Origin of the sequence: Paenibacillus sp. J23TS9, from assembly GCF_018403225.1 — a bacterium.
Taxonomy (GTDB): Bacteria; Bacillota; Bacilli; order Paenibacillales; family Paenibacillaceae; genus Paenibacillus_AQ.
In genome coordinates, this window is record NZ_BOSG01000001.1 from 1,873,976 (window position 1) to 1,899,375 (window position 25,400).

At 43.1% G+C, this 25,400-nt stretch carries 18 protein-coding genes and 1 other annotated feature; of the genes, 4 read left to right on the forward strand and 14 right to left on the reverse strand.

What is annotated here, in order from left to right:
- Positions 1-89: 89 nt before the first annotated feature.
- The gene (locus KJS65_RS08885; protein ID WP_213649503.1) at positions 90-1,493 is read right to left on the reverse strand and encodes a vWA domain-containing protein; all 1,404 of its coding nucleotides are present in this window, start codon (positions 1,491-1,493) and stop codon (positions 90-92) included.
- A 601-nt stretch (positions 1,494-2,094) separates the two neighbouring features.
- Here KJS65_RS08885 and KJS65_RS08895 point away from each other — a divergent pair.
- Positions 2,095-2,670 (forward strand): dihydrofolate reductase family protein, encoded by a 576-nt coding sequence (locus KJS65_RS08895; RefSeq protein WP_213649504.1) that lies wholly within the window; start codon positions 2,095-2,097, stop codon positions 2,668-2,670.
- A 243-nt stretch (positions 2,671-2,913) separates the two neighbouring features.
- Here KJS65_RS08895 and KJS65_RS08900 read toward each other — a convergent pair whose 3' ends face one another.
- Positions 2,914-3,789 carry a hypothetical protein gene (locus tag KJS65_RS08900; protein WP_244864446.1) on the reverse strand — a complete coding sequence of 292 codons (876 nt, stop codon included), beginning with the start codon at positions 3,787-3,789 and terminating at the stop codon, positions 2,914-2,916.
- Positions 3,790-4,102: 313 nt separating this feature from the next.
- Entirely contained in the window at positions 4,103-5,029 is a 927-nt protein-coding gene (locus KJS65_RS08905; RefSeq protein ID WP_213649505.1) for a VanZ family protein, read from the reverse strand.
- 400 nt (positions 5,030-5,429) lie between these two features.
- On the opposite strand from KJS65_RS08905, the gene KJS65_RS08910 reads away from it, so the two are divergent.
- Positions 5,430-8,408 (forward strand): hybrid sensor histidine kinase/response regulator, encoded by a 2,979-nt coding sequence (locus KJS65_RS08910; RefSeq protein ID WP_244864447.1) that lies wholly within the window; start codon positions 5,430-5,432, stop codon positions 8,406-8,408.
- Between the two features lie 105 nt (positions 8,409-8,513).
- On the opposite strand, the gene KJS65_RS08915 is transcribed toward KJS65_RS08910, so the two are convergent.
- The 6 genes from KJS65_RS08915 to KJS65_RS08940 all read right to left on the reverse strand — a co-directional run bounded on the left by KJS65_RS08915 (position 8,514) and on the right by KJS65_RS08940 (position 16,659).
- Complete coding sequence (locus KJS65_RS08915; RefSeq protein WP_213649506.1) at positions 8,514-9,248, reverse strand: amino acid ABC transporter ATP-binding protein; 735 nt, start codon at positions 9,246-9,248, stop codon at positions 8,514-8,516.
- Positions 9,241-10,689: an amino acid ABC transporter substrate-binding protein/permease gene (locus KJS65_RS08920; RefSeq protein WP_213649507.1), complete on the reverse strand. Its 1,449-nt coding sequence runs from the start codon at positions 10,687-10,689 to the stop codon at positions 9,241-9,243. Before KJS65_RS08920 ends, KJS65_RS08915 begins: the two co-directional genes overlap by 8 nt.
- Before the next feature lie 340 nt (positions 10,690-11,029).
- Positions 11,030-11,413 carry a VOC family protein gene (locus tag KJS65_RS08925; RefSeq protein ID WP_213649508.1) on the reverse strand — a complete coding sequence of 128 codons (384 nt, stop codon included), beginning with the start codon at positions 11,411-11,413 and terminating at the stop codon, positions 11,030-11,032.
- A gap of 63 nt (positions 11,414-11,476) precedes the next feature.
- Positions 11,477-12,271, reverse strand: coding sequence for a carbohydrate-binding protein (locus KJS65_RS08930; protein WP_213649509.1), 795 nt, complete (start codon positions 12,269-12,271; stop codon positions 11,477-11,479).
- Between the two features lie 159 nt (positions 12,272-12,430).
- Complete coding sequence (locus KJS65_RS08935; RefSeq protein ID WP_136605290.1) at positions 12,431-13,987, reverse strand: ABC-F family ATP-binding cassette domain-containing protein; 1,557 nt, start codon at positions 13,985-13,987, stop codon at positions 12,431-12,433.
- 113 nt (positions 13,988-14,100) lie between these two features.
- Positions 14,101-16,659 carry a glycosyl hydrolase family 95 catalytic domain-containing protein gene (locus KJS65_RS08940; protein ID WP_213649510.1) on the reverse strand — a complete coding sequence of 853 codons (2,559 nt, stop codon included), beginning with the start codon at positions 16,657-16,659 and terminating at the stop codon, positions 14,101-14,103.
- 437 nt (positions 16,660-17,096) lie between these two features.
- On the opposite strand from KJS65_RS08940, the gene KJS65_RS08945 reads away from it, so the two are divergent.
- Positions 17,097-17,327 carry a hypothetical protein gene (locus KJS65_RS08945; RefSeq protein ID WP_213649511.1) on the forward strand — a complete coding sequence of 77 codons (231 nt, stop codon included), beginning with the start codon at positions 17,097-17,099 and terminating at the stop codon, positions 17,325-17,327.
- A 215-nt stretch (positions 17,328-17,542) separates the two neighbouring features.
- Here KJS65_RS08945 and KJS65_RS08950 read toward each other — a convergent pair whose 3' ends face one another.
- The 3 genes from KJS65_RS08950 to KJS65_RS08960 all read right to left on the reverse strand — a co-directional run bounded on the left by KJS65_RS08950 (position 17,543) and on the right by KJS65_RS08960 (position 20,393).
- On the reverse strand, positions 17,543-18,322 hold the full coding sequence (locus KJS65_RS08950; protein WP_213649512.1) for a GNAT family N-acetyltransferase: 780 nt from the start codon (positions 18,320-18,322) through the stop codon (positions 17,543-17,545).
- Positions 18,323-18,365: 43 nt separating this feature from the next.
- Positions 18,366-19,451 carry an aspartate-semialdehyde dehydrogenase gene (gene asd / locus KJS65_RS08955; protein ID WP_213649513.1) on the reverse strand — a complete coding sequence of 362 codons (1,086 nt, stop codon included), beginning with the start codon at positions 19,449-19,451 and terminating at the stop codon, positions 18,366-18,368.
- Positions 19,452-19,640: 189 nt separating this feature from the next.
- Positions 19,641-19,901 (reverse strand) — a binding site (T-box leader).
- Positions 19,902-20,060: 159 nt separating this feature from the next.
- On the reverse strand, positions 20,061-20,393 hold the full coding sequence (locus KJS65_RS08960) for a hypothetical protein (RefSeq protein WP_213649514.1): 333 nt from the start codon (positions 20,391-20,393) through the stop codon (positions 20,061-20,063).
- Positions 20,394-20,979: 586 nt separating this feature from the next.
- Between KJS65_RS08960 and KJS65_RS08965 the strand changes: the two genes are divergently transcribed.
- Positions 20,980-22,473, forward strand: coding sequence for an MDR family MFS transporter (locus KJS65_RS08965; protein ID WP_244864448.1), 1,494 nt, complete (start codon positions 20,980-20,982; stop codon positions 22,471-22,473).
- A 114-nt stretch (positions 22,474-22,587) separates the two neighbouring features.
- On the opposite strand, the gene KJS65_RS08970 is transcribed toward KJS65_RS08965, so the two are convergent.
- Positions 22,588-23,004: an HIT family protein gene (locus tag KJS65_RS08970; protein WP_213649515.1), complete on the reverse strand. Its 417-nt coding sequence runs from the start codon at positions 23,002-23,004 to the stop codon at positions 22,588-22,590.
- A 237-nt stretch (positions 23,005-23,241) separates the two neighbouring features.
- Positions 23,242-25,098 carry an LTA synthase family protein gene (locus tag KJS65_RS08975; protein WP_244864449.1) on the reverse strand — a complete coding sequence of 619 codons (1,857 nt, stop codon included), beginning with the start codon at positions 25,096-25,098 and terminating at the stop codon, positions 23,242-23,244.
- Positions 25,099-25,400: the final 302 nt, after the last annotated feature.

Sequence of the window (25,400 nt, forward strand, 5' to 3'; positions counted from 1 at the left end):
TACTTATTGTCATTAGTTGAGCGATAAAAAAAGCCTGAAAAAAATCAGACTTTTAATGCTTGAGACTTTTATGTCATTAGATACAGCCCCTAGTTATTTTTCTTGTTTTTCAGATCATCGATATTCTTGTCGCCTTCATCCTTGATATCGTCATAAACCTGATTTCCACTTTTAGTGACTTCGTCATACAAACGTCTCTTGGTATCACGAGCATAAGTCCATGCGAAACTCTTACGTTCAGTAATCTGCATCCAGAGCTCACTGTGAGGGATAGCCTTTCCTCTTTTAGTTTCCAGATACCTAAGGGCTGCCAGCAAATGATCATATTCTTTGTTCGCTAGTATTTGCATATCTGTTTCTGCATTATTGATCGTTCCCTGCTTCTTTTCTTTTTGTGTATTTGCCTGTCCTTCTCCTTTTTCTTTCCACCTCGTCCACTCGCCTTGTAATTTGGCATACGCTTCATTGAGATAATTTTTTAGTGATTCGTCATTATCTACAGAAGTGAACTCTCCACCACCAGATGTAGCAACTTGTCGAAGCAATTTCTGTCCTTCGTTATCCACATTAAAGCCAATAATATTTACAACGGTCTTCACTTCGGATTGGTTGAGTTCTTTGGCAACCTGTACCGGATTACCTCCACATGTTTCAATTCCATCACTAACCACATATACGACCGAATCAGTTGTTTCAGGATTAATATCTTGTTTTACAGATTTGAGTGCATTTGCAATGGGTGTCCATCCAGCTGGTTTTACCCCTTGAAGCGCCGTATTCATTTGATTTGTCTGGTCACCTAGGCCATGAAATATTTCTTCTGTACTGTTACATGATACTTGCTTATCTTTCTGACTTCCTGTTCCTTTATGTCCATATACCCGCAAAGAAACCTCTGCATTTTGGGGTAATTTATCTGCGAAGATCTGTATAGCTTCTTTGGCGGAGTCCATTTTTGATTTGCCATTGATCTGCGCTTTCATGCTGCCACTGGCATCAAGTAAGATCGAAATGTGCAGCTTCTTACTTGTGGGTAACGTGATATTTCCATCAGGTCGCTCATTATTCACTTTAACCTCGGTTTCAAAGTTGTTGAAAATAGTCACATAAGGACGATAATCTTCGGCCAATAGGAGAAGGAGTTCTTCCTTATATTGATCAGCTGTCAATTCACTTGGTAATTGATCCAACGCTTCATTAACTTTCTGTTCATTATAATTTGAACCAGCAAAGCGGCCTGAAGGTTTCATTAGTATTTGTTCATCTGTTAGGGAAGCCGGAGGCTCAGTTTGATTGGAGTCCGCTGGACTCTGAACTTCTGAACTCGGTTCACTTTGAGTTGAATCTGAAGGGTGCTGAACGTCTGAGGTTGCTTTACTTTGATCTGACTCTGCGGAGTTCTGAATATCTGAGGCATTCTTTTCTGCTTCCTTACTACAACCCGCAAGGAATATAATTATCGTTACAAATATGAAGATTGACCTTCGAATCATAAACTCACCTCCGATTAACAATCTTTTTATATACTACCAAATTATGTTTACTTTTCATAACTGTTTATTAAAAGGGACCGTCCTAATTCATGAAGGGTTTTTGTTCGGTATGGACGAGAACTTGTATTCTTAAAATAAAGGCTTTGTTAAACCTTGAACTTGTCTATGGATTTAAAGAAGCTAAAAAAGCTTGCTGATACATTAGACGATAGTGGTAAGCAGGAACTTATCTTTTTGCAATCCCGAACCAAGGGTGTGTCCTCGATGCCCGTGACCGTCAGAAAGGCGTATGACATATCCAAAACGTAAACAGCTATCACAGCCGCTTGAAGAAATGGATGGACCGCTTCAATGGTGTTGCAACCAAATATTTTTTATATAGACAACAAGGAATATGAAAACACCTCATCGAATAAGAAATCAAATCGTCCTGTTTACTGTCACCGACACGAGCACAAAGCTTCGGCTTTTTTGTTTATTCTTGTTAAGCTAACGGGCAGGTTTGGGATTAACAATCCTTAAGAAAAACCCAAGTAGAATTCTGCTAAAATGTAGTTAATGTATAATGTGAAAATCCCTCATGAACAAAGGAGAACTGAAAATGAGAAAACTCGTTCTATTTCTGCACGCATCGCTTGACGGTTTTGTAGAAGGGCCGAATGGAGAAATGGACATTGGCTGGGTTTCCTACGACGCTGATTTGGAGAAACATGCGAAGGAAATTCTGAGTACTGCCGACACTGTCATTTGGGGACGTGGGACTTATCAGATGATGCACAGTTACTGGCCATCTGTGCCTTCGAACCCATCAGCTTCGGAGCATGAACGGAATCATGCCGAGTGGATCGAAAAGACAGCCAAAGTCGTTTTTTCCACGACACTGGAGAAAGTCGAATGGAATAATTCCAGACTCGTGAAAGAAGATATCGAGGAAGAGATCAATAACCTCAAACAGCAGCCAGGCAAGGATATGGTCATCCTCGGCAGTCCTAGGTTCGCACACCACCTTATGCAGCTTGATTTAATTGATGAGTATAAAATTACGGTTTCTCCCGTCCTGATCGGTAAGGGGTTGCCGTTATTCCAAGGTATCAAGGAGAAGATCAATCTTAAGCTTATCGAAAACAAGACCTTTGATTCTGGAGCCATAGGTCTCGTTTACCAGACGGTAAGATGATCTTGTCACTTAAGATGATTACGCTAACGGGAGACGATAGCTCAATTAACCGCCTTTTCACAAAGGCGGTTTTCTTATGGCCACAAATCAACATTAGAATTTAACATAGCCACAATAAAAATAGCTGCGATATACGCAGCTATTAATGAATATATTCCTGTCAAACATCCTTAGAAAGCAGTCTGCAAACACTTATTCTTCCCTAGGGATGCTGCTCTGCGTAAATACAATGGTATGGTGAAGTCACCAGGACGACAGTTCCGTCCTTTTCCAGCTGTTTTGAGCAACGCAAACATATACATGCTGATCGTCCCAAGACATCTGTCCCTGACTGCAGGGGGCAGTAGATGAAGCGGGCGTATACTTGTCACGGATACGCAGCTTGTCTCCATTTACATCTAGCTTGGTATCAGGTTCACTCGTGCCTATCCCGACATTACCGCCGCTGCGCTGCATGGTGAGCGCGGAGTCAATCACTTTTCCATCATCGCCGTAGCGGACGAACTGCAGGTCAGCCCCCGTGTTATCGCCTGCTTCCTTCGAGCTGTCCGCGCGAACGGCCCATCTCGGTGTCGTTGCATTATCCTTGCCGGCAACGCTGAACTGGATGTCCCGGTTCGTCTCGGCTTCCCCTGCTACCCGCAAAATGCCGCTCATCACATTGAAGTTGGACGAGTGGGTGCGGATCTCGCTGATGTCGGTGTCGAAGGGGATTTCAAATCGGGTAAACAGCTGGTTTGCATATTTTCCGGTTGGCGACATCGTTGTCTCAAACGAGATATGCTTATGATCATGCTGCTTCGGATCGTTTGCCTTGTCATGGGAAATGATCGCCGTCTTGTCATTGCCTTTCTCATCTGCCCAGACGATCGCCGGCTTGGCCCGATCCGCAGTCCATTGCAGCCTGATTAAATCGGACAGATGCCCCTCCTGCGCAATCCACTTTTTGTCCGTCGACAGAAGCAGGCTCTCATTGTGCGGAACCCGGATTTCACTGCCGGATACCTCAGGTTTTGCGGATGCCTCCGTCGCGCTCGGTTTCTGTTCGGAACAGCCGATACCAAGCAAGCAGACGCCTCCCAATAAATATTTTGACATAATGGCCATCGTTAACTTCATTACATATTCCTCCGTTTTTCGTCGTGATTCGACTTTGTTCGCTTTCACGAATAAAAAGGCTTGGTCTGATCGTATTATACCCAGTGCTAGGCATACAACCTTTTCGACGATATTCCCGGAAAAATGATTCTTTTAGGCTATAAAATTTGGCGAAATTCATCCGATATCTGTGAATGACTGCTCAAGTTGTCCAAGTTAACCACTTTATAAACGGCAGTCAAAATGCTTCAAAATGACTCTAGGCCTATCGTCATAGTATGCCCGTTGCCTATGAACAATGAAATCCGAAGCTGCTATGGACCATAGCTGTTTGTCATTCCCACCAATGCTTCATTTCACTAAACTTAACATCCCACAGCTTTGCATTTCCTTTAAGCGTAATAGTAATTTCATGAACTGTATTCATTGGAAAATCTATCGTTTCCACATCTTTATAATATTGTTCATTGTATTGAACGATCTCCTTACCATCCACTGCGATGATTAGTTCACCATGATCGTCCCCATTGTCTGGAATTCCAAAAGATGAATAAAACAGAACATCCTTCTTATCCCCCAAAATATAAGTATATTTTTTAATTTCTTGACCATTACTGCTATACAAATTCATTTTCGGATCTATTTTCTTACCAGCGACAGTGAAGATGGGAAGATCTTTCGTCATAGGCTTACTTCCCGTAATTTCTTTCACTTCATTTAATGCGTGAATAGGTCCTTCTCTTTTTTCCACAGCATAATGAATGATTTCGGAGATTCCCATAATTCCGACCAATAGAACAGTAATCGTCAACCCCATTGCAATGAGCTTTTTCCAAAAAACTTTTATAATAAGTCCTACCTTATATGCACAAAATCCGATCCATGCACCTAATGTATTTGAAATAACATCATCTACGTCAAAAGTACCAAGAAACGTTAACGATTGCAGAGTCTCCAGCACAAGAATCGCCAAGACAAACACGGATATGAACTTCACAAGATGTGTACGATACAACAAAGGTATTACTATACCAAATGGGATAAAAGCAGCTATGTTTCCCAAGTCATATATCCACGAAAATGATAGATCTGACAAGTTGGGAAATAGAATCGGGACTGATTCTGGAATAAGCATAAATTCATATCCAAACTCAGAGTATTCATGATCTAATCTATTGAAAGCAAAAAACAAAAAATATAATATCAGTAACGTGTACAAAATGAATCCTGTAAAGATGATCTTCCGTAATTTTGTTTCCATAGTAACTCCTTTATTTTTCAGTGAAATTTTCGACTACAAAAAAAAGCTATAAGATCATGGGGGCTCCAACAAAGAATTACCTTAATTCTAAAAGGAGATCGCTATTTATCCTATTGATTTCGGTTACACGTTCCTTACAGGTCTGTAAGAAAGGATTGGGGGAATTATTGCGTTATTTCGGCTTATGTTGTGACATCATCGTAATAACGCGATCAATAAAGGAATACAAACTAATTATGTCGAATTCCATCGTATTATGATGCGAATGAAGAAATATTCCACCTTAAAATACATAGCTATGATTCTATTATTTGTCAGCACTCTCCTCAGCCTTCGATGGGCCTGGTCTGAAGTATTTTCCACAGCAGAGCATCCACATGCCATCAATGGGGTTCTTGACATGCGCGGTTTGGATTTGGAGAAATCCACCTCATTCTTTTTGGACGGTCAGTGGCATTTTTACCCTGATCAATTCATTTCATATGAGGATATACAGCCGGAGCAAACTCGATTCAGCAATATCCAGGTTCCTGGTGACTGGAGAAGTCAACTGAATAGTTCAAGTTCCTCCTACGGGTACGGAACGTATTTGCTGCGTATTTTGATTGATCCACTGGAACAGCCCGTAGCGCTCTGGCTTCAGGGAATTGAAGCTTCATCGGAAGTCGAAATGAATGAGGTGAAATTTCACAGTATCGGCAAGCCTTCCGTGAGCGCTCATGAATATACCCCCACGAATGTCTCATATACAGCTTCTTACGCTAAGGAAGGAACAACTGAAATCCACTTGCTTATTCACGTCGCCAATTTCGACGAGCCATATAACGGCGGTATCCTGCGCTCCATTCGCTTTGGCTCTCAGGCTGCGATCGACTATGCACGTTGGTATTCTATCGGATTTCAACTGGTTACACTCATTATTTTGCTGCTACACGGCTTGTATGCTTGTATTCTATACTTCTTCAATCCTCAAGAGAGGGCTTTGTTCACTACAGGTCTCTTAATGTTCGTTGTTGGAGTAGCTGTTACGATTGGTCATGATAACGTCCTCTTGCTATGGCTGCCAATCAATTACACATGGGCGATCAAAATCAGGCTGATCGCCCTCCTGTGGCAAAACCTTTTTATTCTTCTTATATTTAGAAGGCTTTCTTTGATTTATCCGCAAAACGTATGGCTGCGGGCATACACCGCGGTATTAGTCTTCTTTTCCGTATTTCTTATGGCAGCGCCGGCTTCATGGGTACATGGAGCGGTCGAATATAAGATATTTATTGTCTTTTATTCAATTCCATTTGCTTGGTTTATTTATATCGTTGGAACAATGATTTCCAAGAAGACCTTGGACAAAGACGTCGTCTTTTTACTGCTATCCGCCGTCGGCATCATATCCAACTTGTCATGGAGCATTGTGGAGTCTGTCAAAAACGTTACTACCGTTTACTATCCAATTGATATCATTGTGGCCATGATCGGATTTTCAACGTATTGGTTTAAAAAATTCTTCCGTAATTCCAGGGAAAATATCAAGCTTAACGAGAAGTTACAAATAGCCGATAAGCTGAAAGACCAATTTCTTGCCAATACATCACATGAACTGAGAACGCCGTTGCACGGAATTATGAATATCGCTCAGGCTGTTGTGACCCATGAGAAAGGGACGATGAATGAAAGAAGCGTTAAGAATATGGATCTGCTAATTACTATAAGTCGTCGTATGTCTTATATGCTTGGTGATCTTCTAGATGTCGCACGACTTCGCGAACACCGCATTGAGCTGCAGCAAGAGTCTTTAAAGATTCAATCCATTATTCCCGGCATAATTGCGATGTTACAATTTATGACTGAAGGTAAGCCCATCCAAATGCATATGGATATCGTGGAATCCATGCCGATGGTCATGGCCGATGAGAAAAGACTCGTACAAATTTTGTATAACCTGTTACATAACGCACTCAAATATACGGAAGAAGGGATGATCTCCATTTCTGCAGAAACACGGGACGGGAATGCCATCATTCATGTCTCCGATACCGGTGTCGGCATGAATGAGGAAACAGTGGCGAGAGTGTTTCTCCCATATGAACAAGGGACGTATGGAATAAACGATGGAAGAGGAATTGGACTAGGTTTAAGCATCTGCAGGCAATTGGTTGAAATGCATGGTGGTGCATTGACAGTTCGCTCCGAACCGGGTAAGGGTTCCGTATTTAGTTTTGATCTGCCGTTAGCTAACGAATCGACTTCTCCATTGTTGCAAGACTCTGTCCCTCTACACCAGATCATGGACGTAACTGATAATGAAGCCCATGGATTCACTTTTCCGGATAGCGCAATTGGCGAGCTTGCAACAACCTTACATATCCCACCCCTTTTGAGTGTGAGGAAGCTGAATATTCTTGCAGTTGATGACGACCCCGTTAATCTGAATGTACTCGTTGAAATCCTTTCAACGGAGCCTTATATCATTACAACAGCTCATTCCGCACGTGAAGTTTTGGAATTATTGGGTACACGGCAATGGGATCTACTCATTGCCGATGTCATGATGCCAACGATGTCCGGCTATGAGCTGACCCAGAGAGTAAGAGAGCATTATTCCGTATCGGAGCTTCCGGTTTTGCTGCTAACTGCACGGAGTCAGCCTGTTGACATCTACACGGGATTCTCGTCGGGAGCGAATGATTATGTTACGAAGCCTGTAGATGCTCTGGAATTAAAATACAGAATCAGGGCGTTGACCACGATGAAGCAATCTATAAATGAACGCTTGCGCATGGAGGCCGCTTACTTGCAGGCACAAATTCATCCCCATTTCCTGTTCAACACGCTGAATTCAATTATGTCACTTAGTGAGATCGACATAGGGAAAATGCAGAATATGGGAGAAGCGTTTGCATCTTTTTTGCGGATCAGCTTTGATTTTATTAATACGGATGAACTGGTCAAGCTTTCCCATGAACTGGAGCTGGCCGAAGCCTATTTGTATATTGAAAAAGAGCGCTTTGAAGACAGGTTGTCTGTTGTATGGGAAGTTGAACCAGACATCAATATACTGCTCCCTCCACTTTCGATTCAACCGCTGATTGAAAATGCGGTCAAGCATGGCCTCCTCAGTCAGGACAAGGGTGGTACGGTTCGTATTCGGATTACCCGCCAGAACAGCTTCACGCTTATTGAAGTATACGATAATGGCAAGGGGATGGAACAAGAAAAGGTTAACCAGCTGTTGAATCCAACTATGAAGGAAAACGGAGGCATCGGACTCTCCAATACCAATAGAAGATTGATACAATTGTACGGACAAGGCTTATCCATTTCCAGTAAGCCCAATGAAGGGACGACGGTATCGTTTGCCATTCCGGATAAACCTATTTAGCAATCTAATCTGTTGCCTCATGTTGCAATTCCCTTTGGATTGCTATTTCCAAATAAAAAAGCCGCGATGGGCGGCTTTTTATGTGTATGATTTTATCGGTATTGATTAAGCTTTCAGCACCTTCTCCAAAAAGCTGATGGTGCGCTCATGTTTAGGGCTGCCGAACACTTTATCAGGCGACCCTTCCTCAACGATGTAACCTCCGTCCATGAAGATGACCCGATCGGCCACCTCGCGGGCAAAGCCCATCTCATGTGTCACGATCATCATGGTCATCCCCTCTCGTGCCAGATCATTCATGACACCGAGCACCTCGCCGACCATCTCCGGGTCCAGCGCCGATGTAGGCTCATCGAACAGCATGATGTCCGGATTCATCGCTAATGCTCTGGCAATGGCCACCCGCTGCTTCTGACCGCCCGACAGTTGACTTGGGAATGCATCAGCTTTATCTGATAGTCCAACCTGCTCCAAAAGCCGCAATGCCGTAGCACGCGCCTCCTTCTCAGATTGTTTTCCAAGTTCCATGGGAGCGAACATGATATTTTTCAGGACGTTGAAGTGAGGGAATAGGTTAAAATGCTGGAACACCATTCCGATATTCTCCCGTACCTTGTTAATGTTGGTCTTGGGATCGTTAATATCCTGATCATCTACGATCACGGTGCCTGCTGTCATGTCTTCCAATCGGTTGATGCAGCGAAGGAAGGTGCTTTTTCCTGATCCGGAAGGGCCAATGACGCAAACAACCTCGCCCTCTTTCACCTCTAAGTCGATGCCTTTCAGTACCTCATTCGCTCCATAACTTTTCTTTAATGCCTCTACCCGGATTTTACCCATTATTCATCTTCCTTTCCAGGCGATTCGATATTTTGGTCAGAATCGTGATGACAATCAGATATAAAATCGCGACCTCAGCCCAAATAATGAATGATTCAAACGTTCTTGCAATAATAATTTTCCCGGATTGCGTCAATTCCACAAGACCGATGACTGAAAGAATCGATGTATCCTTCAGTGTGATGACAAGCTGGTTGATAAATGATGGAATCATGATACGTACTGCTTGCGGTATAATAATTTTAATCATAGCCTTCCGGTAAGGCAGACCAAGCGATCTTGCAGCCTCCATCTGACCTCGGTCAATGGACTGGATGCCGCCGCGTATAATCTCTGTCACGTATGCGCCCGCATTAAGACTCAGCGTCAACACTGCCGCCACGAACAAGGGCATTTTGAAGCCGAAAGCCTGTGGAATGCCAAAATAGATGAAGAATGCAAGTACAATCAGCGGAATCCCGCGGAAAAGGTCAACAAATACAGTTGCGATGCTTCGCAGCCACTTATTTTGTCCCACCTTCATGAAGCCGAAGATCAATCCCAGAATGAAAGCAAAAAATAAGGATATGATCGTATATAGAAGTGTTTTGCCAAGCCCCTTAAGAAGCGGGGGCAGCGAATTCACCATAAGTCCCAAGCGGCTTTGTTTGGCAGGTTCTTCGGCATTTACACCGGTGTACTTATCGGTAATGCGTTCATACTCCCCGTTTGCATGCAGATTAGCCAGACCCGCATTGAATTTTTCGAGAAGCTCCTTATTTTGGCCTTTACTGACCGCAAAGCCATAGGATCCTCCTTCTTCCATCTTCGTAACGATCTTTAGCCCATTCTTTTGTTTCACCCCGTAGGCAAGAACGGGAAAGTCGTCAAAACATGCGATCGAATTTCCGGTTTTAACATCATCATACATCTGAACGGATTCATCGAAAGGAACGATGGTAAAACCATATTTCGAAGCAATGGATTGTGCGAAGGTATAGCCCTCGGTGCCCGTTTTCACGGCAACCTTCTTGCCCTTCAAATCTCCGTATTCTTTGACCTTTGTTTGATCCTCGCGGACAGCCATAACCACACCAGATTTGTAATAAGGCTCCGAAAAGTCGAATTTTTGTTTACGTTCATCCGTAATACTCATGCCGGCAATGACCCCGTCAACCTGACGGGATTCCAAAGCCTGAACAGCAGCGTTAAAACCCAACGGTTTAATATCGAACTTGAAGTTCTGATCCTTGGCAATTGCCTCCATTAAATCCATATCGATACCGACGAAATTACCGTTAGCATCCTGGAATTCAAATGGGGCAAATGTAACGTCCGTTCCTATTTGATAGGTTTTGCCTGAGGCTGGCTCTGCCGCTGAGCTTGCTATTAAATAAGGCATGCCCGATAAGCTTAAGAGCAGCAGAGACATAATAATAAAGAATGTCCGCATTTTTTTCATAGGGTCCTCCTCTTGTTAAACACCGTCTTAAGAAAGTTACCCATTAATCATTCTTTCTTAAACAATTGCTGCTTGTTTCATAACCTCTAAAATATGACAGCGGAATAACCCATGATGGATTCTCACCCTATTCTTCCTCATCTTACGATTGGCACAAGCCCGCAAATATATGCACAGCTTTAAAACATAAATACGTAAAAACGCCTCCCTTGAAAATAAGAATCAAACTGCCAATAAAACAGAAACAGCGACAATCGTGGACGAGAAAATCCTGTCCTTGACTGCCGCCGTTTTATTACCCAATTGTACAAATATGTGTTAATCGATTCTTAGGTTAGAATTAAATTCCTCCATTGATCTCAATCAAATTACCGGCAGGATCACGAAAGTAAGCTACGCGATGACCCCATTCAGGAGTGTCATGCGGTTCTTTTACAAACTCAACATCTCTGCTCCTCAATTGATCAAAAGTTGCATCGACATCATCCACACTGAAAATGATGGCAACTTGATCGTTTGCACTGAATTCATTGGATTCACGCAAAGCCGCCCGTGGTTCATTCACCATAAGAGGCTCCAGCGCAATATGAATGTCCCCCGTTAAAAACTCAGCATATGGAGTGTCTTCATTACCATGGAGGACTTGTAGTCCAAGTAGATCTCTATAAAACAAAAAACAATCTCGGACATTCGGCACTAATAAACGAATTTGTGAAATTTTCACGATATTTCCTCCTAAGAACTTATTAATTACTCCAATACCACATTCAAGCATCTAGGAAAGCGTTCACATGACTTCATGACCGAAAACTTCAAGCTGGCTCAAAGCCGGGAATGGAGATGGATCATCTGACTTAATGAGCTCTTTTAAGGTAACCCACTCTACTTTTCTTCGTTCCAGCTGAATGGTTTGCTTCAAATGCGACTTAACCAATTCTGCCGTATGCTTGCTGCCGTCCGAAAAGATTAATGTAACCCGTTCCCAGTAATTGTCATGAGGGAAATCTGCTCGGATCGTCAACGCGACCTTATCAATTTCCACGGTCCTTCCAAAGTTCACTGTAATTTCTGCATCTTCCCTCTGATTAATTCCCCATGACTCAAATGGCCACTTTCCATGGGAGAAGTTCACACTGTTCCCGTTAATGGCATTTCGTGCCGCGAATACGGATTCGCCGCGGGTTTCCACATTAGCAAAAGCATGCGGGAAACAAGCTGCGTTTTCATGCTGGTCATATACATTTAATGCTAGATTTTTATAGGCATTTATTTCTTCTTCCGTCGCTGAGCGGGCAGTCAGAACATGCAATTCGCCTGCAAATGATTTTGGGGAGTATGATATCTTTTTGTCATTAAAAGGAACGTGGAACCGGTACTCGTGCCCTCTCATATAAATAAAGGCTGGATCCATCGCATCATCAAGTTGGATGACCAGAAATACATTTTTATTTTCGCTTCTCAAAATAATCTCGTCTCCAGGCCCATAGGATCTTCGGTAAACTAAATGGGCTTGTCCATGATCCGTGCTTGTAGCCTGGACGATTCCATCTGCGTTCTGAACTTCGAGAGTAATTTGATTCATTATGCATCCTCCTAGTCTACATCAAATTTTGAATACTGCTTCATCATATCCTATTATTTTACAATCAAGCTACCCTAACTCTGAATCTATTTGCTTTAAAACCCAAAATCCGCATTGCTGCGGCTTTTGGGTTTTAAGCATCGTTGCTATGAATGTCAATTAAAATACTTTTGTCGTCCATGATTCGCAATTCCAAATATGTGTTGCAATATCATTATAAAACTCAGGTTCGTGAGAAATCATCAGAATGCTGCCTTTGTAAGCTTTTAACGCCCGCTTCAGTTCATCTTTCGCATCTACGTCCAGATGGTTCGTAGGTTCGTCAAGAACAAGCAGATTTGTTTCCCTGTTAATGAGCTTGCACAAACGGACCTTAGCCTTTTCCCCACCGCTCAGTACAGCAATTTTACTCTCAATATGCTTGGTTGTGAGTCCGCATTTGGCCAGCGCAGCGCGCACTTCAAATTGGCTCAGGGAAGGAAAGGTCTCCCATATCTCCTCTATGCATGTGTTGTAATTGCCCTCTTTCATTTCTTGTTCGAAATATCCGATCTCTTGATTGTAGCCAAGCTCCACCGAACCGGATAATGCAGGGATTTCGCCTAAAATACTGCGCAGCAGCGTCGTTTTACCGATCCCGTTCGCACCAACAAGCGCTACCTTTTGTCCACGTTCCATCTGTAGATCAAGAGGTCTGGAAAGAGGACTGTCATAGCCGATAACCAAATCTTTTGTTTCAAAAATTACCTTTCCAGACGCTTTGGCATCCTTGAAGTTAAATTGCGGCTTTGGTTTTTCTTTCGAAAGTTCAATAACATCCATTTTGTCGAGCTTCTTTTGTCTGGACATCGCCATATTCCGGGTAGCCACACTAGCTTTGTTACGGGCAACAAAATCCTTCAAGTCCGCAATTTCTTGCTGCTGACGGTTATAAGCCGATTCAAGCTGCTGTTTTCTCATTTCGTAAACCTGTTGGAACTGATCGTAATCACCAACATATCGGGTCAGCTTTTGATTTTCCATATGGTAAATCAAATTGATTACGCTATTTAAAAATGGAATATCATGCGAGATCAGAATAAATGCATTTTCATACTCCTGCAGATAACGCTTAAGCCATTCAATATGCTGTTCGTCCAAATAGTTGGTTGGCTCATCAAGGAGCAGAATATCCGGTTTCTCCAACAGCAGCTTGGCCAGCAGGATTTTCGTACGTTGACCGCCGCTAAGGTCATTGACGTCACGGTCGAGACCAATGTCGGTAATGCCAAGACCGCGGGCTGTCTCTTGTACCTTCGCATCAATCATATAAAAATCCTGGCTGGTCAGCGTATCTTGAATTGTGCCGACTTCCTCCAGCAGCTTTTCCAGCTCTTCCGGTGTAACTTCCCCCATTTTGTTATACATTTCATTCATTTCTTGCTCAAGGTCGAACAAGTATTGAAACGCACCCCGGAGTACATCTTGAATGGTCATGCCTTTCGTCAAAACTGCATGCTGATCGAGATAGCCCACGCGTACCCGCTTAGACCATTCGACCTTGCCTTCATCCGGCTGCAGCTTGTTCGTAACGATGTTCATAAAAGTAGATTTGCCTTCGCCGTTTGCACCGATTAATCCGATATGTTCGCCTTTCAGAAGTCTAAACGAAACATCCTTAAAGATGGCGCGATCTCCAAAACCATGACTTAATCCTTCAACATTTAATATGCTCATATATAGACACCTTTTTCTAATTTTATCGATCTATTATAAGCATGATGAAGTGAAAATTTCAATATAAAGCATAAACATATTTAACGAACAGAGTATCTTTCCATACAAATCGATTAGTTTAATACATGTAGTTCAATATCCTCGTCTTTCAGTGTGTCGAATACCAACAATGAGCCTTTCAGGATTAATTCCTTGCCAGCCGCACTGTTCAAGGTAACCTCTGCTTCCCCCCATGGATTTCTGACTCTGCATATTCCTCCTAATGTAGAGCTGATGTTAACATACGGAATGACACCTGAATGAATCTCGGATGTGACAACAAAGCCACCATGGCACCATAAAGACATCTGTGCGTCCCAATTCGCAGGGCATGCCGGAAATACTCGAATGACCGATTCTTTACCGGGACCTGGAGGTTGGCTTTGGCAAAGCGCCGCCTGAAGCGCGGAGGCAGCATTGCCTAATCGCTGAATGCTAATGCAGTTAATCCCTTCTCTAACGGTTAATCTGTTTTCAAAAGATTTCACCCTGCCTGTGTCCGTAAAATAGCAATAATCCCGTTCTGCGTTGACGCATTCCAATTGGGCCAATACGACCTGCTTGAACGGTTCCGCCAATCCCATGTGGGCCAGCACGCGCGCAGTGCTCGACATTTCCGACGCCGCACGACTCCAATCATGATCAAGCAGTCCTTCCTGGAATTTAATAGTGGCCATCGTCGTCTCATACATTTCCGGGTTATCGTATGCCGTTTCCAACGAGCAGAGATTACCGAACCGGCCCGGCTTCAACTCAATGCCGCTCTTATTATCCAGTACAGGTCCTATAGCACCAACCCACACAGCGGGCTCACCTTCCTTAGTACTCAAAACGGCATCAGGATGGTCACTGCGCGGCATGGGGGCAAGATGTTCGTATAGTTCCTTCCAAACAGGTCTTAATTCTTCATCCACTTCCAGGATCTCTGATGCCTTAAGAACAATAGGAAAAATAGTATGCATACCCGCCATCGAGTCCATTGTATTTTTGCCACCGTAATATTTCTCGTCACTGGTTGTATTGTAAATGTGATACTTGCCGTCTTTATCCTTATTCAGGTTCGGGAAATGGCGAAAAAACTCAGCAACTCCCTTAATCATTGGGTATGCCCGTTCCCGCAGCCAAGCAGTGTTTTGAGTGTACTCATAATACATCCAGTAATGATAGGCAATTCCGGCTTGGGATGCGAACATGTGAGTCGTGAAACCGAATGATCCGAAGCCTCTCTCTACATAAACGAATTTGCCATCCACATATTTTTCATGATATTTCCAATTCCATCTGCTTTCATGCGGGCGCTTCGAATAAGCAAACTCACGGAAGCGGTCAGACATTTGATCCCATGGCTTCCTTACCAGATACAGATCTCTCATTTCCGCTGCAATATTCTCAGGCAATTCCTCCATTCCATTAAATGTCACTACTTCGGGTATGTAGATGCCCTCACTTCCCCATTGCTGTTTTGCAGCCGCAGCGCATGAATCGTACATCGAGGTATACATGTTGAAATATGGATGAAAAAGCTCGTTATGACCTGTTGGAAGCACAGCGTTATAGTACAGATTCATATTATTCCACCAGTGCATAGCTCCCCAGTGTCTGAGATCTCCCCGTGGGCTAAGCAGCATGCCTCCAAAGTTAGGAGGGAAACTGCTTCCCCTGGAGTTCGACGCCATTAGATACAAATAATAAGTGTAATGCTGCTCTACAAATTCTCCACTCTTGTCCTCACTGCTTAAGCGAATATACGATTTCCTCCAGAATTGATTCCACCAAGTTTTATGCTCCTGAAGCATGATGTCATACCCGGTTACAGCAGCCTGCCGCACTAACGCGACTGCTGATTCGATGACATCCTCACTTTCGTCAAAACTGGCGGCACTACCGATAAACATATCGAATGTTCCCTTACCCGGCTTAACGCATAAACGCATCTCGGTTTCGTTCGGCTGTCCAATCACTGGGCTCTCCCTAAAGCTTCCAACAGGCATCTGGCCACCATACTCATCATTCATTCTGGCGATGGATTCACGTCCGTAAATTCCGATGGCGACGGCGGAGCTGCAGTAATAGCTGCCCTCCCTAAATTCCTGTTGTAATATAATCATACCGTCTCCCATGCTAAGACTCGAAATGGCCGAATGGCTTTTCGTTACGACTTCCGCAGGTCTAATCATTTTGAGTTTAATATTGATTCCCTGGGGCGCTTCTCGTTCGTCCTGCACTCTAACTCCAAATACATCTTGATTGGCTGAAGCATATGCCTGTGCCTGCACTCCATCGCCCGCAATCCCCGCTAATCCGTCATATAGACATAGATGCTGCTTGATTCGATCATCATGAAAAACATCTTCTCCGTAGTCAACAAAATCAATATCGACAAAGGCACTCGCATAAGCATAATCCGAATGTCTCTGATTGAAGCTGTTCGTATTACAGTCGTTTGCGTAAACATCCACCCGGTTGACCTGAAATTTGATGGCGGAAGGGGATGTCCACAGCAAGCTGCCCATTCTCCCATTTCCCAGCGGTAGTCCGCCTTCACTTCGTTTCACTGTATGTTCATAGTGTAAATCTGCCCGTGATACGAGTTCCTCATAATTGATTTTTAAATCGGCATTCGTCCTTTTCACTATTGTTCACACTCCCAACCCCATGATGGAATAACAAGCGCTTTCAATTACCATCATAAAGGAGTTGATGTGGTTCTCTGTATGAATATATTATGATGTCCATGGGATTTATTATGGCTTGATGTACGTAAGCACTTGGAGTGGACGCTGCGTGAACGGACCGTTGTTCCAATCGCTGTGCTCTCCAGATTTTTTTCATTCTCCTTTACGGTGAAAATCCGGAGACCAAGGCGACCGCTACCGCTTTTCCACAATCAGTCCGTCCTCTCCGCTGTTTAAGCGGACAAGGATCTACAATCAAAAAAAACCTTTCTTTTGGTAAAATGGAAGTGCGAACAACCATTTCAAAGGAGAGGTTTCTTTGTACATTGAATACTCCATGGACCAACTTTGCTTGCTTCGAGAAAATCACCCCGTTCATGTCGTGAATGCCGCCGTTGACGGACGAAAAATATGTCTTCCTGGAGCATTATTTCGTAGATGATACCAAGATTGAGGCTAATGGCAATCGCTACACCTTTGTTTGGGGCAAGGCCGTGGCTAAACACAAGGTTAAGCTGCAAGAGAAGGTTCAGGTGCTGTTTTTTGCCAGCAACGAAGCCGCAGAGCATCAAGAGTGTAAGCATCAAGACAAAGTTCTTTCTCGGGGAATCGTTGGAGATCAATAGTGAGAAACTCGAACACAGGACACAGGTGCTGGAATCGCAACCTCTGAAAAAGTCCAAGGAAAAAACACTGAAGAAAGCCGCGGTAGAGAAAAAGCGCAAAGATGCGGTTCTCCAATAACTGAAGAATCGCTCCTTGCTGAGATTTTTTCGGTTCCTTAATAAAACGGTGCTGTCTCTGTCGTGGGAAATCCACTTATGAGACAGCCCCTTGTTCTTTAGATTACAAAATCAACAATGTATTGAGTGCAAATAGCTTCGTAACCGATCGACCGATAAAGTCCTATTGCTCCAACATTCTCTTCGATGACATTCAGATATACATTTGGCGTAACGGATCTACCGTCACGGGTTAGCTCAGCGCACACCTTTTTACCGTACCCTTGTCTTCTCCATGCAGCGTCTGTTCCGATATTCCCCAGTTCGACGTAATCCTCACTGTAAATATGATATCCGCCTACTGCGATCAATTCCTCTTGTTCCAGCACGCCATAAAACGGGTTACTTAATTCTTCTTTTGTAAATGCCATTGTTTGTAGTTCTTTCATTTTCGACTCAATAAGCTCAAAATAAGACGTTCCCAATCGCATGACCCGATGATCAGCCGGCGGCAAGGCTTCCTGATGTAAATGCTTCATGAGAAGCAGTTTTTTAGGAGGCTTGAAGAACTCAATCTGAGAGGAGAGAATTCCCATCTCTTCTTCATTGATAATAAAGCCGCCAACAGCATCGTTAGGAAGTTCAAGTTCTATTTTTATGAATGACAGCATGGACCGGAGACAAAATGACTTCTTCATGGGATACACGGAAAAAGCATAAAACGGAAGTCCCCATAGATAGGCCATCACGCCGAGCAGCTCACCCTTGTCTGTAAACTGTCCGTAATGTACTGTATTATGCTTACGGTGTGTAAGGTATGAATAGTATAGAAAATGCTGCTCCCTATGGATCGAACTCAAAATTGCGTCCAACTCAGATGACGTTAATTCGCGAAACATCTTCTCTGCTCCTATCAACATTTGCTGTTACCGACAGTCATTATTATTTAGCTTGAATGTACCCGTCAGCTTTGAGCAGTTCGGCAATCAAAACAGCGCCGCCTGCAGCACCACGCAATGTATTATGCGATAGTCCTACAAATTTATAATCGTAAATGGAATCCTCGCGCAATCTGCCGACCGACACACCCATACCACGTTCAATATCCCGATCCAATTTCGTCTGCGGTCTGTTGTCTTCTTCAAAATACGTGATGAACTGCTTCGGTGCGCTTGGCAGACCCAGTTCCTGCGGACGTCCCTTGAATTGACGCCAACGATCAAGGATTTCTTCTTTCGAAGGTTTGTTCTCGAACGATGCAAATACGGTAGCTAAATGGCCATCCGTTACAGGAACGCGAATACACTGCGTCGTAATTATAGGTGAAGTTGCTTTTATGATTTCATCATTTACAATGCTGCCCCATATGCGGAGTGGTTCCTGTTCGCTTTTCTCTTCCTCCCCGCCAATATAAGGGATGACGTTATCTAACATATCCGGCCAATCGGTAAAGTTTTTACCGGCTCCGGAAATCGCTTGATACGTCGAAGCAATCACCTGCGTTGGTTTGTAATCCATCAATGCATGCAGTGCAGGTACATAGCTCTGAATGGAACAGTTAGGCTTAACCGCGATAAAACCGGATTTCGTGCCCAGCCGTTTTCGTTGCGCAGCAATCACTTCAATATGCCCTGGATTAATTTCCGGAATGACCATCGGTATGTCTGGTGTCCAGCGATGCGCTGAATTATTGGAAATAACAGGTGTACCCGTTTTCGCGTATGCCTCTTCTAGTGCTTGAATTTCGCTTTTTGTCATATCCACTGCACAAAAAATAAAATCAACCTGGGAGGCAACTTCCTCCACTTTCGAAGCATCCTGTACGACAATGTTTTTCACATCTTCAGGAATGGGGGTGGATAACTTCCACCTGCTTTGGACAGATTCTTCATATGTTTTACCTGCAGAGCTGCTGCTCGCTGCAATGGCCGTTACTTTAAACCAAGGATGCTTATCCAGCAACTGAACAAAGCGCTGACCAACCATACCTGTGCCTCCGACAATACCTACTTTAAGCTTTTCTGACATTAGATATTCAATCCTTTCGATAGTGGCATCATGTTTCATTGCATCCACCATATTCCGTAGAACGGATTAGGCAGGCAATGTTCTTCTTCTAGATAACTATTCAAGTCGTCTGAATTGGTGTGCATTTTTGACAGATGTGCTGCGTTTTACTTGGATACAACAAAAAAATCCCACCCCCAAGACCGTAGTCTTAGGGACGAGATTGTATGCTCGTGGTACCACCCCAGATTCGCCAATATGTCGCCATATAAGCCTCTTCGAGTAAGGCATGATCATGTCATGCATATACTCTAGCTCTGTAACAGGAGCTCCTGGCACGACATCCCCTTCATCAGGTTCCGAAGTGCTGCTCTGAGGCTTTATTCAATAATGTGCTCTCTACTCCTTTTCAGCTTCCGGAGCTCTCTGTAAAAGAATCCAATTATCTACTCATCTCGTCATCGCATTTGATATTAGCATTATAATATAAAAAAAACACGCTGAGGTAAACAATTTTTTGAAATTTAGAACAATGCTTGTGTGTGCACGATAGGTCTATGTATTTATTCCATTGGATTCACAAACAATTTATTAACATATATGCTACGTCTTCCTCATTTGGGTTTGCAGTTAGAACTTCGTTCCATCGGGCACCCGGTCATATCTATGGCCATTATCAAAAACAACCTGAGTATCTTTCCTAATTTTTTTTATACTATAAACTACTCCATCATCGGGCAGTGGTTCCGTAGTATACGTAAGTTTAAATGTTCCGTATTTCGTAATAATTCCACTAACAGTATCCATCAATTGTTGTCTTTCCGCTGCATTTAACTGCCTGTACTTGGGTTTTTGTGATTGATTATTTGGGATTGCTTGATTAACAACAAACCAGAGCATTGCTCCACCACCTATGAAAACCAATGTGCATATCACGATGAGTAAATTTCTTTTTAATTTCATGGACATGATTCCCCCTTAATCTTAAATGTAACTTTCTTTATATATAACAAAATCAATAATGTGTTGGTTATAAATATTAAATCCCTCTGACCAATAAGCGGTTATCAATAAAAAACAACGCTTCGTTAAGACAACGTTGTTGTAATAAATATCCTAGTATCATTTTCACCCAGCAGATTCGCAGGACGCACAGTGTAATTAATCTAAAGAAAATGGCGCAAATAACTAAACAAATGTCCACCCGTCCGGGCAGCCCAATCAATGAGTTCATGAAGTTTAGTAAAACTCAGATACATAATATACACGATCAAAAAAGTATAAAGTACGATTGTAAAGATATCCTTACGTTGTTTTGCCTCCATAGTACCCCTCCTTTACTCTCTCATCTTAATGAAGTCGATACAACATCTAACAAAAGCCTACACCCAGTATAAAAGGAAACGGTTATTCCTCCTATTTATTTGGCTTACATAAACCTTACAGGCTTGTAAGTTGAGATATCCTCCCTTAGTTCACATTCAGTTCATATACATTGCTTATATTGTTTTTATTCGAACAATGAATACAGAAATGAGGGAGTTTTGGAGTGAAATCAAGTCATAATAAGCTGGTACTGATCGGACTGATGATCGGTCTCATCTTCGCTGAACTGGACGAAACAGTCGTCTCAACGGCCATGCCGACCATTATCCGTGACCTGCATGGATTGGCATTGTACGGATGGGTGGCCGGGATATACATGCTGGCGGCTACCATATTTATGCCGATCCTTGGTAAATTAGCCGATATATACGGCCGGAAGGTAATTTATTTAAGTTGCATGGGCTTATTTATCGCAGGCTCCATCGTCTGCGGACTCGCACCATCGATGACGGTGCTGCTGATTGGCCGGGGGATTCAGGGAATCGGTGCCGGTGGGCTCATGCCAATAGCTCTGGTCATCATTGGAGATGCCTACCCGCTGGAGCAAAGGGCCAAGATCCAAAGCTTATTCGGACCGATGATGATTGTGCCGCAGCTGCTTGGACCGACAGTGGGAGGTTACCTCGTCGGCCACGTGAACTGGCATTGGGTATTCCTCATCAATATTCCTGTCGGCCTGATTGCCGCCCTAGTACTTGGTGTAGGAATGCGGGAATCCCGCATCAATGAGAAGAAAACGATTGATTGGCTTGGTTCTTCCGTTCTTACCATGGGCTTGCTGTCACTACTGATGTCGCCTGTTTTGATGGATAATCAAGGCTTGGCATGGTCCTCGCCGTTAATTATAGGAATGCTGATTCTCGGCGTCCTGCTGCTTGGCTTATTTATTTGGATAGAGTCGCGTGTTAAGGAGCCGATCATTCCGCTTCACCTGTTCCGCAACCGCAATGTGGTGGTATTGTCATTACTGGTATTTATTCTGATGCTCGGACTTATGGGCGGAATTGCGACTTTCCCATTCTTTGCCCAAAATGTGATGGGATTAACCCCGACGGAATCGGGATATCTAATGCTCGCCTTTATGGCAGGCGCGATTCCCTCCAGCATCGTGAATGGTTTTCTGATTACGAAGGTTCCATACCGAAACCTGTTTATCATCTGCTTCATTCTTCCGGTCATCGGCATCTTTTTGCTGACACAGATTGGTATTCACACCTCGGTTGTATATATTGTCGCTTCGTTTTTCACCTTAGGTCTGGGACTCGGCGCTTTATTCGGAGGGGACAATTTGATCGTCCAGGAATCCGTCTCCAAGGACAACAGCGGGATTGCGCTCAGTACGGTTAATCTGATTCAATCCCTGGGTACGACTGTTGGACTCAGCGTCTTTGGCAGTTTACTTGCCAAGCATATTAAAGACGGCGTCTCTTCTATCGGCGGTCAACTGCCTGCAGGAAGTGCCGAGCACCTAGCTACGGGCGGTATTCCGAAAGGTCTGTCTATGGAACTCCTACTGAAAGTGCAGACCGTGTTCGTGGATGCATTCCACAACTTGTTCATGATTTCTCTCGGATTTATTATTGCTGCTTTTGTTATCTGCTGGTTCTTGAAAAAAGAAGTCTTATCCAGCAAAGAAACGGCTCTGCAAAATAGCTAAATGTACAGCAGCAGATCTTTAGTATTGTTTTTTAGTAACCATTAAATAGAAAAGCCGCTATTAAGCGGCTTTTTTTGCAATATTCCAAATGCTAGAATCACTCGTATCGCAAATCTATGTAAACATCTCTTTCAGTTTCAGGGCTGTTTCTACGGCTTCTTTTTCGTCACATGACTTCTCTTGAATGATGTACGTCATACCTTTCGTAACGCTATAACTCATTCGAGGTATGAAGTGGGCATGGAAATGCGGGACCCCATCGATCGTTATCACTGAATAGATCCGTTCAGCATCTGTCATTTGTTTGAGTATAGTATATATTTTCTTGACGACGTATCCATATGATTTCGCTTCTTCATCGGTCATATCTGAAAAGTCGAGAAAATGGCGTTTGGATTCGATTACCAATTGCCCTAAGACGGATTGCTCAGCTGGAAAATGGCAGACCATCCAATGGTCATCTTCATAAATATACCCTCCGGGTGGTTGGTTTGTGGTACCAGAATGTTTATTACAAATGAAACAAGACATACAGATCCACTCCTTCAACATTTTTTGATATTTCCCGTATCACTTTTTTCTTTCTTCACCCTTGAAAAAAACCCTGTCGCCTGCAAAGAGGCGACAGGGTTTCCCTTCGCGGTACCACTCTTATTCATCGTTGAGTTATTCCTCAATACTCCCAATCATTCCGTTTAATCCTATAATTGGATTCAGTATACAGTTTGCAAATATTCCCTGTCAATAGAATTGACTTCGTGCTATTTATTATTGCAGATCTGGCAGCTGCAATATGTAACTGTTGGACATATGAAGTAAACGCTGCGCTGCTGTAAATTGCATCTCGGTTGATCCGTCCGCTGAAATGGTGTTGTCTCTTAAACTATAGTTAAGCCCATCCGCATAGGCATTACCGGTTACATACATGCTATTGTCGTTAATGAAAGACCCTGAAGGCAAAAAGTGCCTGAGCGGAATCAGATTTGTCTGCTGGTTCAGAAGATCTTCACCAAAATGCAGTTGATTCTGAACCGATACTCCAAGCAAATTCGCGACCGTAGGCAAAATATCAATCTGTCCACCTGTTAAGTCGATTTTTTCAGGAAGATCGACGCTTGGGGAATGCATGATGAACGGTATGTTGAACATATCCGTATAGCCATATTCATGACCGAGTAACTCCTCCATCATGTCCCTCTCTTTGCTCCCAAGGGTATACATCGGTACTCCCTGGTGGTCGCCATAGAACACAATCAGACTGTCATCCCAAAGTCCGCTAGACTTCAGTCCTTCCAAGAATTGTCCCATGGCAAAATCCGCATAATTCTGAGCACGAATATAGTCGCCAAGCAGCGTTCCTTCGTATCTCTCAGGCAGCTTCATGTTGTACTTATCTTCCGGAATGCGAAAAGGATGATGTGCGCTCATCGACATGACCATCGCATAAAAAGGCTCATTCTTTGCATCAAGTTTGGTAAGCTCCGGTACTGTTTTGGCAAACAATACCTCATCTGATGAACCAAAAGCAATATGGTCTTCATCACCATAAAAAGACTGATCATAATATTTGTCAAAACCAATCGCCTTGTATAATTCCTTACGGTTCCAGAACTCCACATCATTGGTATGGAAAGTAGCAGTATCATAGCCGTTTTCACTCAGTAATCTTGGCAGACTCGGCACTGCTTTCTTCATATATACCGACGAGGTTGCCGGTTCATTTTTGGGTACGTAAAAAGAAGAATTCACTACGAACTCGGCATCCGAGGTTGTGCCCTGACCTGCATTCGTATAGAAATTGCTGAAATATATATTTTCTTTTGCCAGCTTATTCAAATTTGGAGTGATCTCTTGTCCATCAAGGGTCAGTCCGATCAGAAAGTTCTGGAAGGATTCCATTTGAACGACGATCAAATTTTTACCTTTGTCCACTCCCCAATACTGCGGTGATACAGGCGTTGTGATGCTTTTAAGCTCATCAATGGATTTTTGTGAAATTTCCTTGGAGTTAATGATCTCGTCCTTTTCCGTCGTATCCGCAAACAGAGTATATACCTCGTAATTAAGTATCCCCATGCTCTTCGCTTTTTTGATCTCATTCATGCTTGCGTGATTGGGCCAGATGTTAAAGATACAGAGTCCAAAGGAAACGGCAGTGATCACGATCAGAACCGGACGGTTCATACGTCTAGAGCCTCTTTCCTTCCATCTGGCAATATATTTCGGACGAAACATGAAGAAAAGAAAGAACACAATATCCACGAAAATAAACAGATAATAGGGTGTAATCAAAGAATAAGTACTTTCTCCCACTTTCGTGACTTTATCCGCTTGCTGCAAGGCATGGTAGGTCGCTATGACACCATAATATTTGTAATACATCAGAACAGCGAAATAAATCAAAGTTATAAATAAATTGGAGATCATGTAATACAAGATCTTCCGTTTCGTTGCAAACCATTCGATCAGACTAAATACAATAATAAAAAAGGGGATTTCGGTAAACACAATGCTCCAACTGGGACCATCGTTAAAAACGACAAACCAGGCCACGGCACTTTTCAGAAGCAGGACAAAGCTAAATAAAAATATAGGTCCATTCTTATTAACGAATCGTTTGTTCATATATGTTCCATTCTCCTTCCTCATGATGTCGACTCCCTGATAGCTCTTTGTAATACTCTTAACCCATTTCCTAATTTTAGAAAGGTTCCAATTCTATCTCAGGAGCATGCATCACAAAATAAATCTCTCTACCATCCATTATGCATAATTGCACAACGAGAAATTATACTCTGTAATTTGGGTTTGGGAAAGGGTCGCAAAATGATTTTATGGCCCAATCTTTCAATCTAGTTCCACAAAAAAATCCCCACCTACTTTAATTTAAAAGTGGATGGGGACGTTTTATTAATTTATTATTTTCA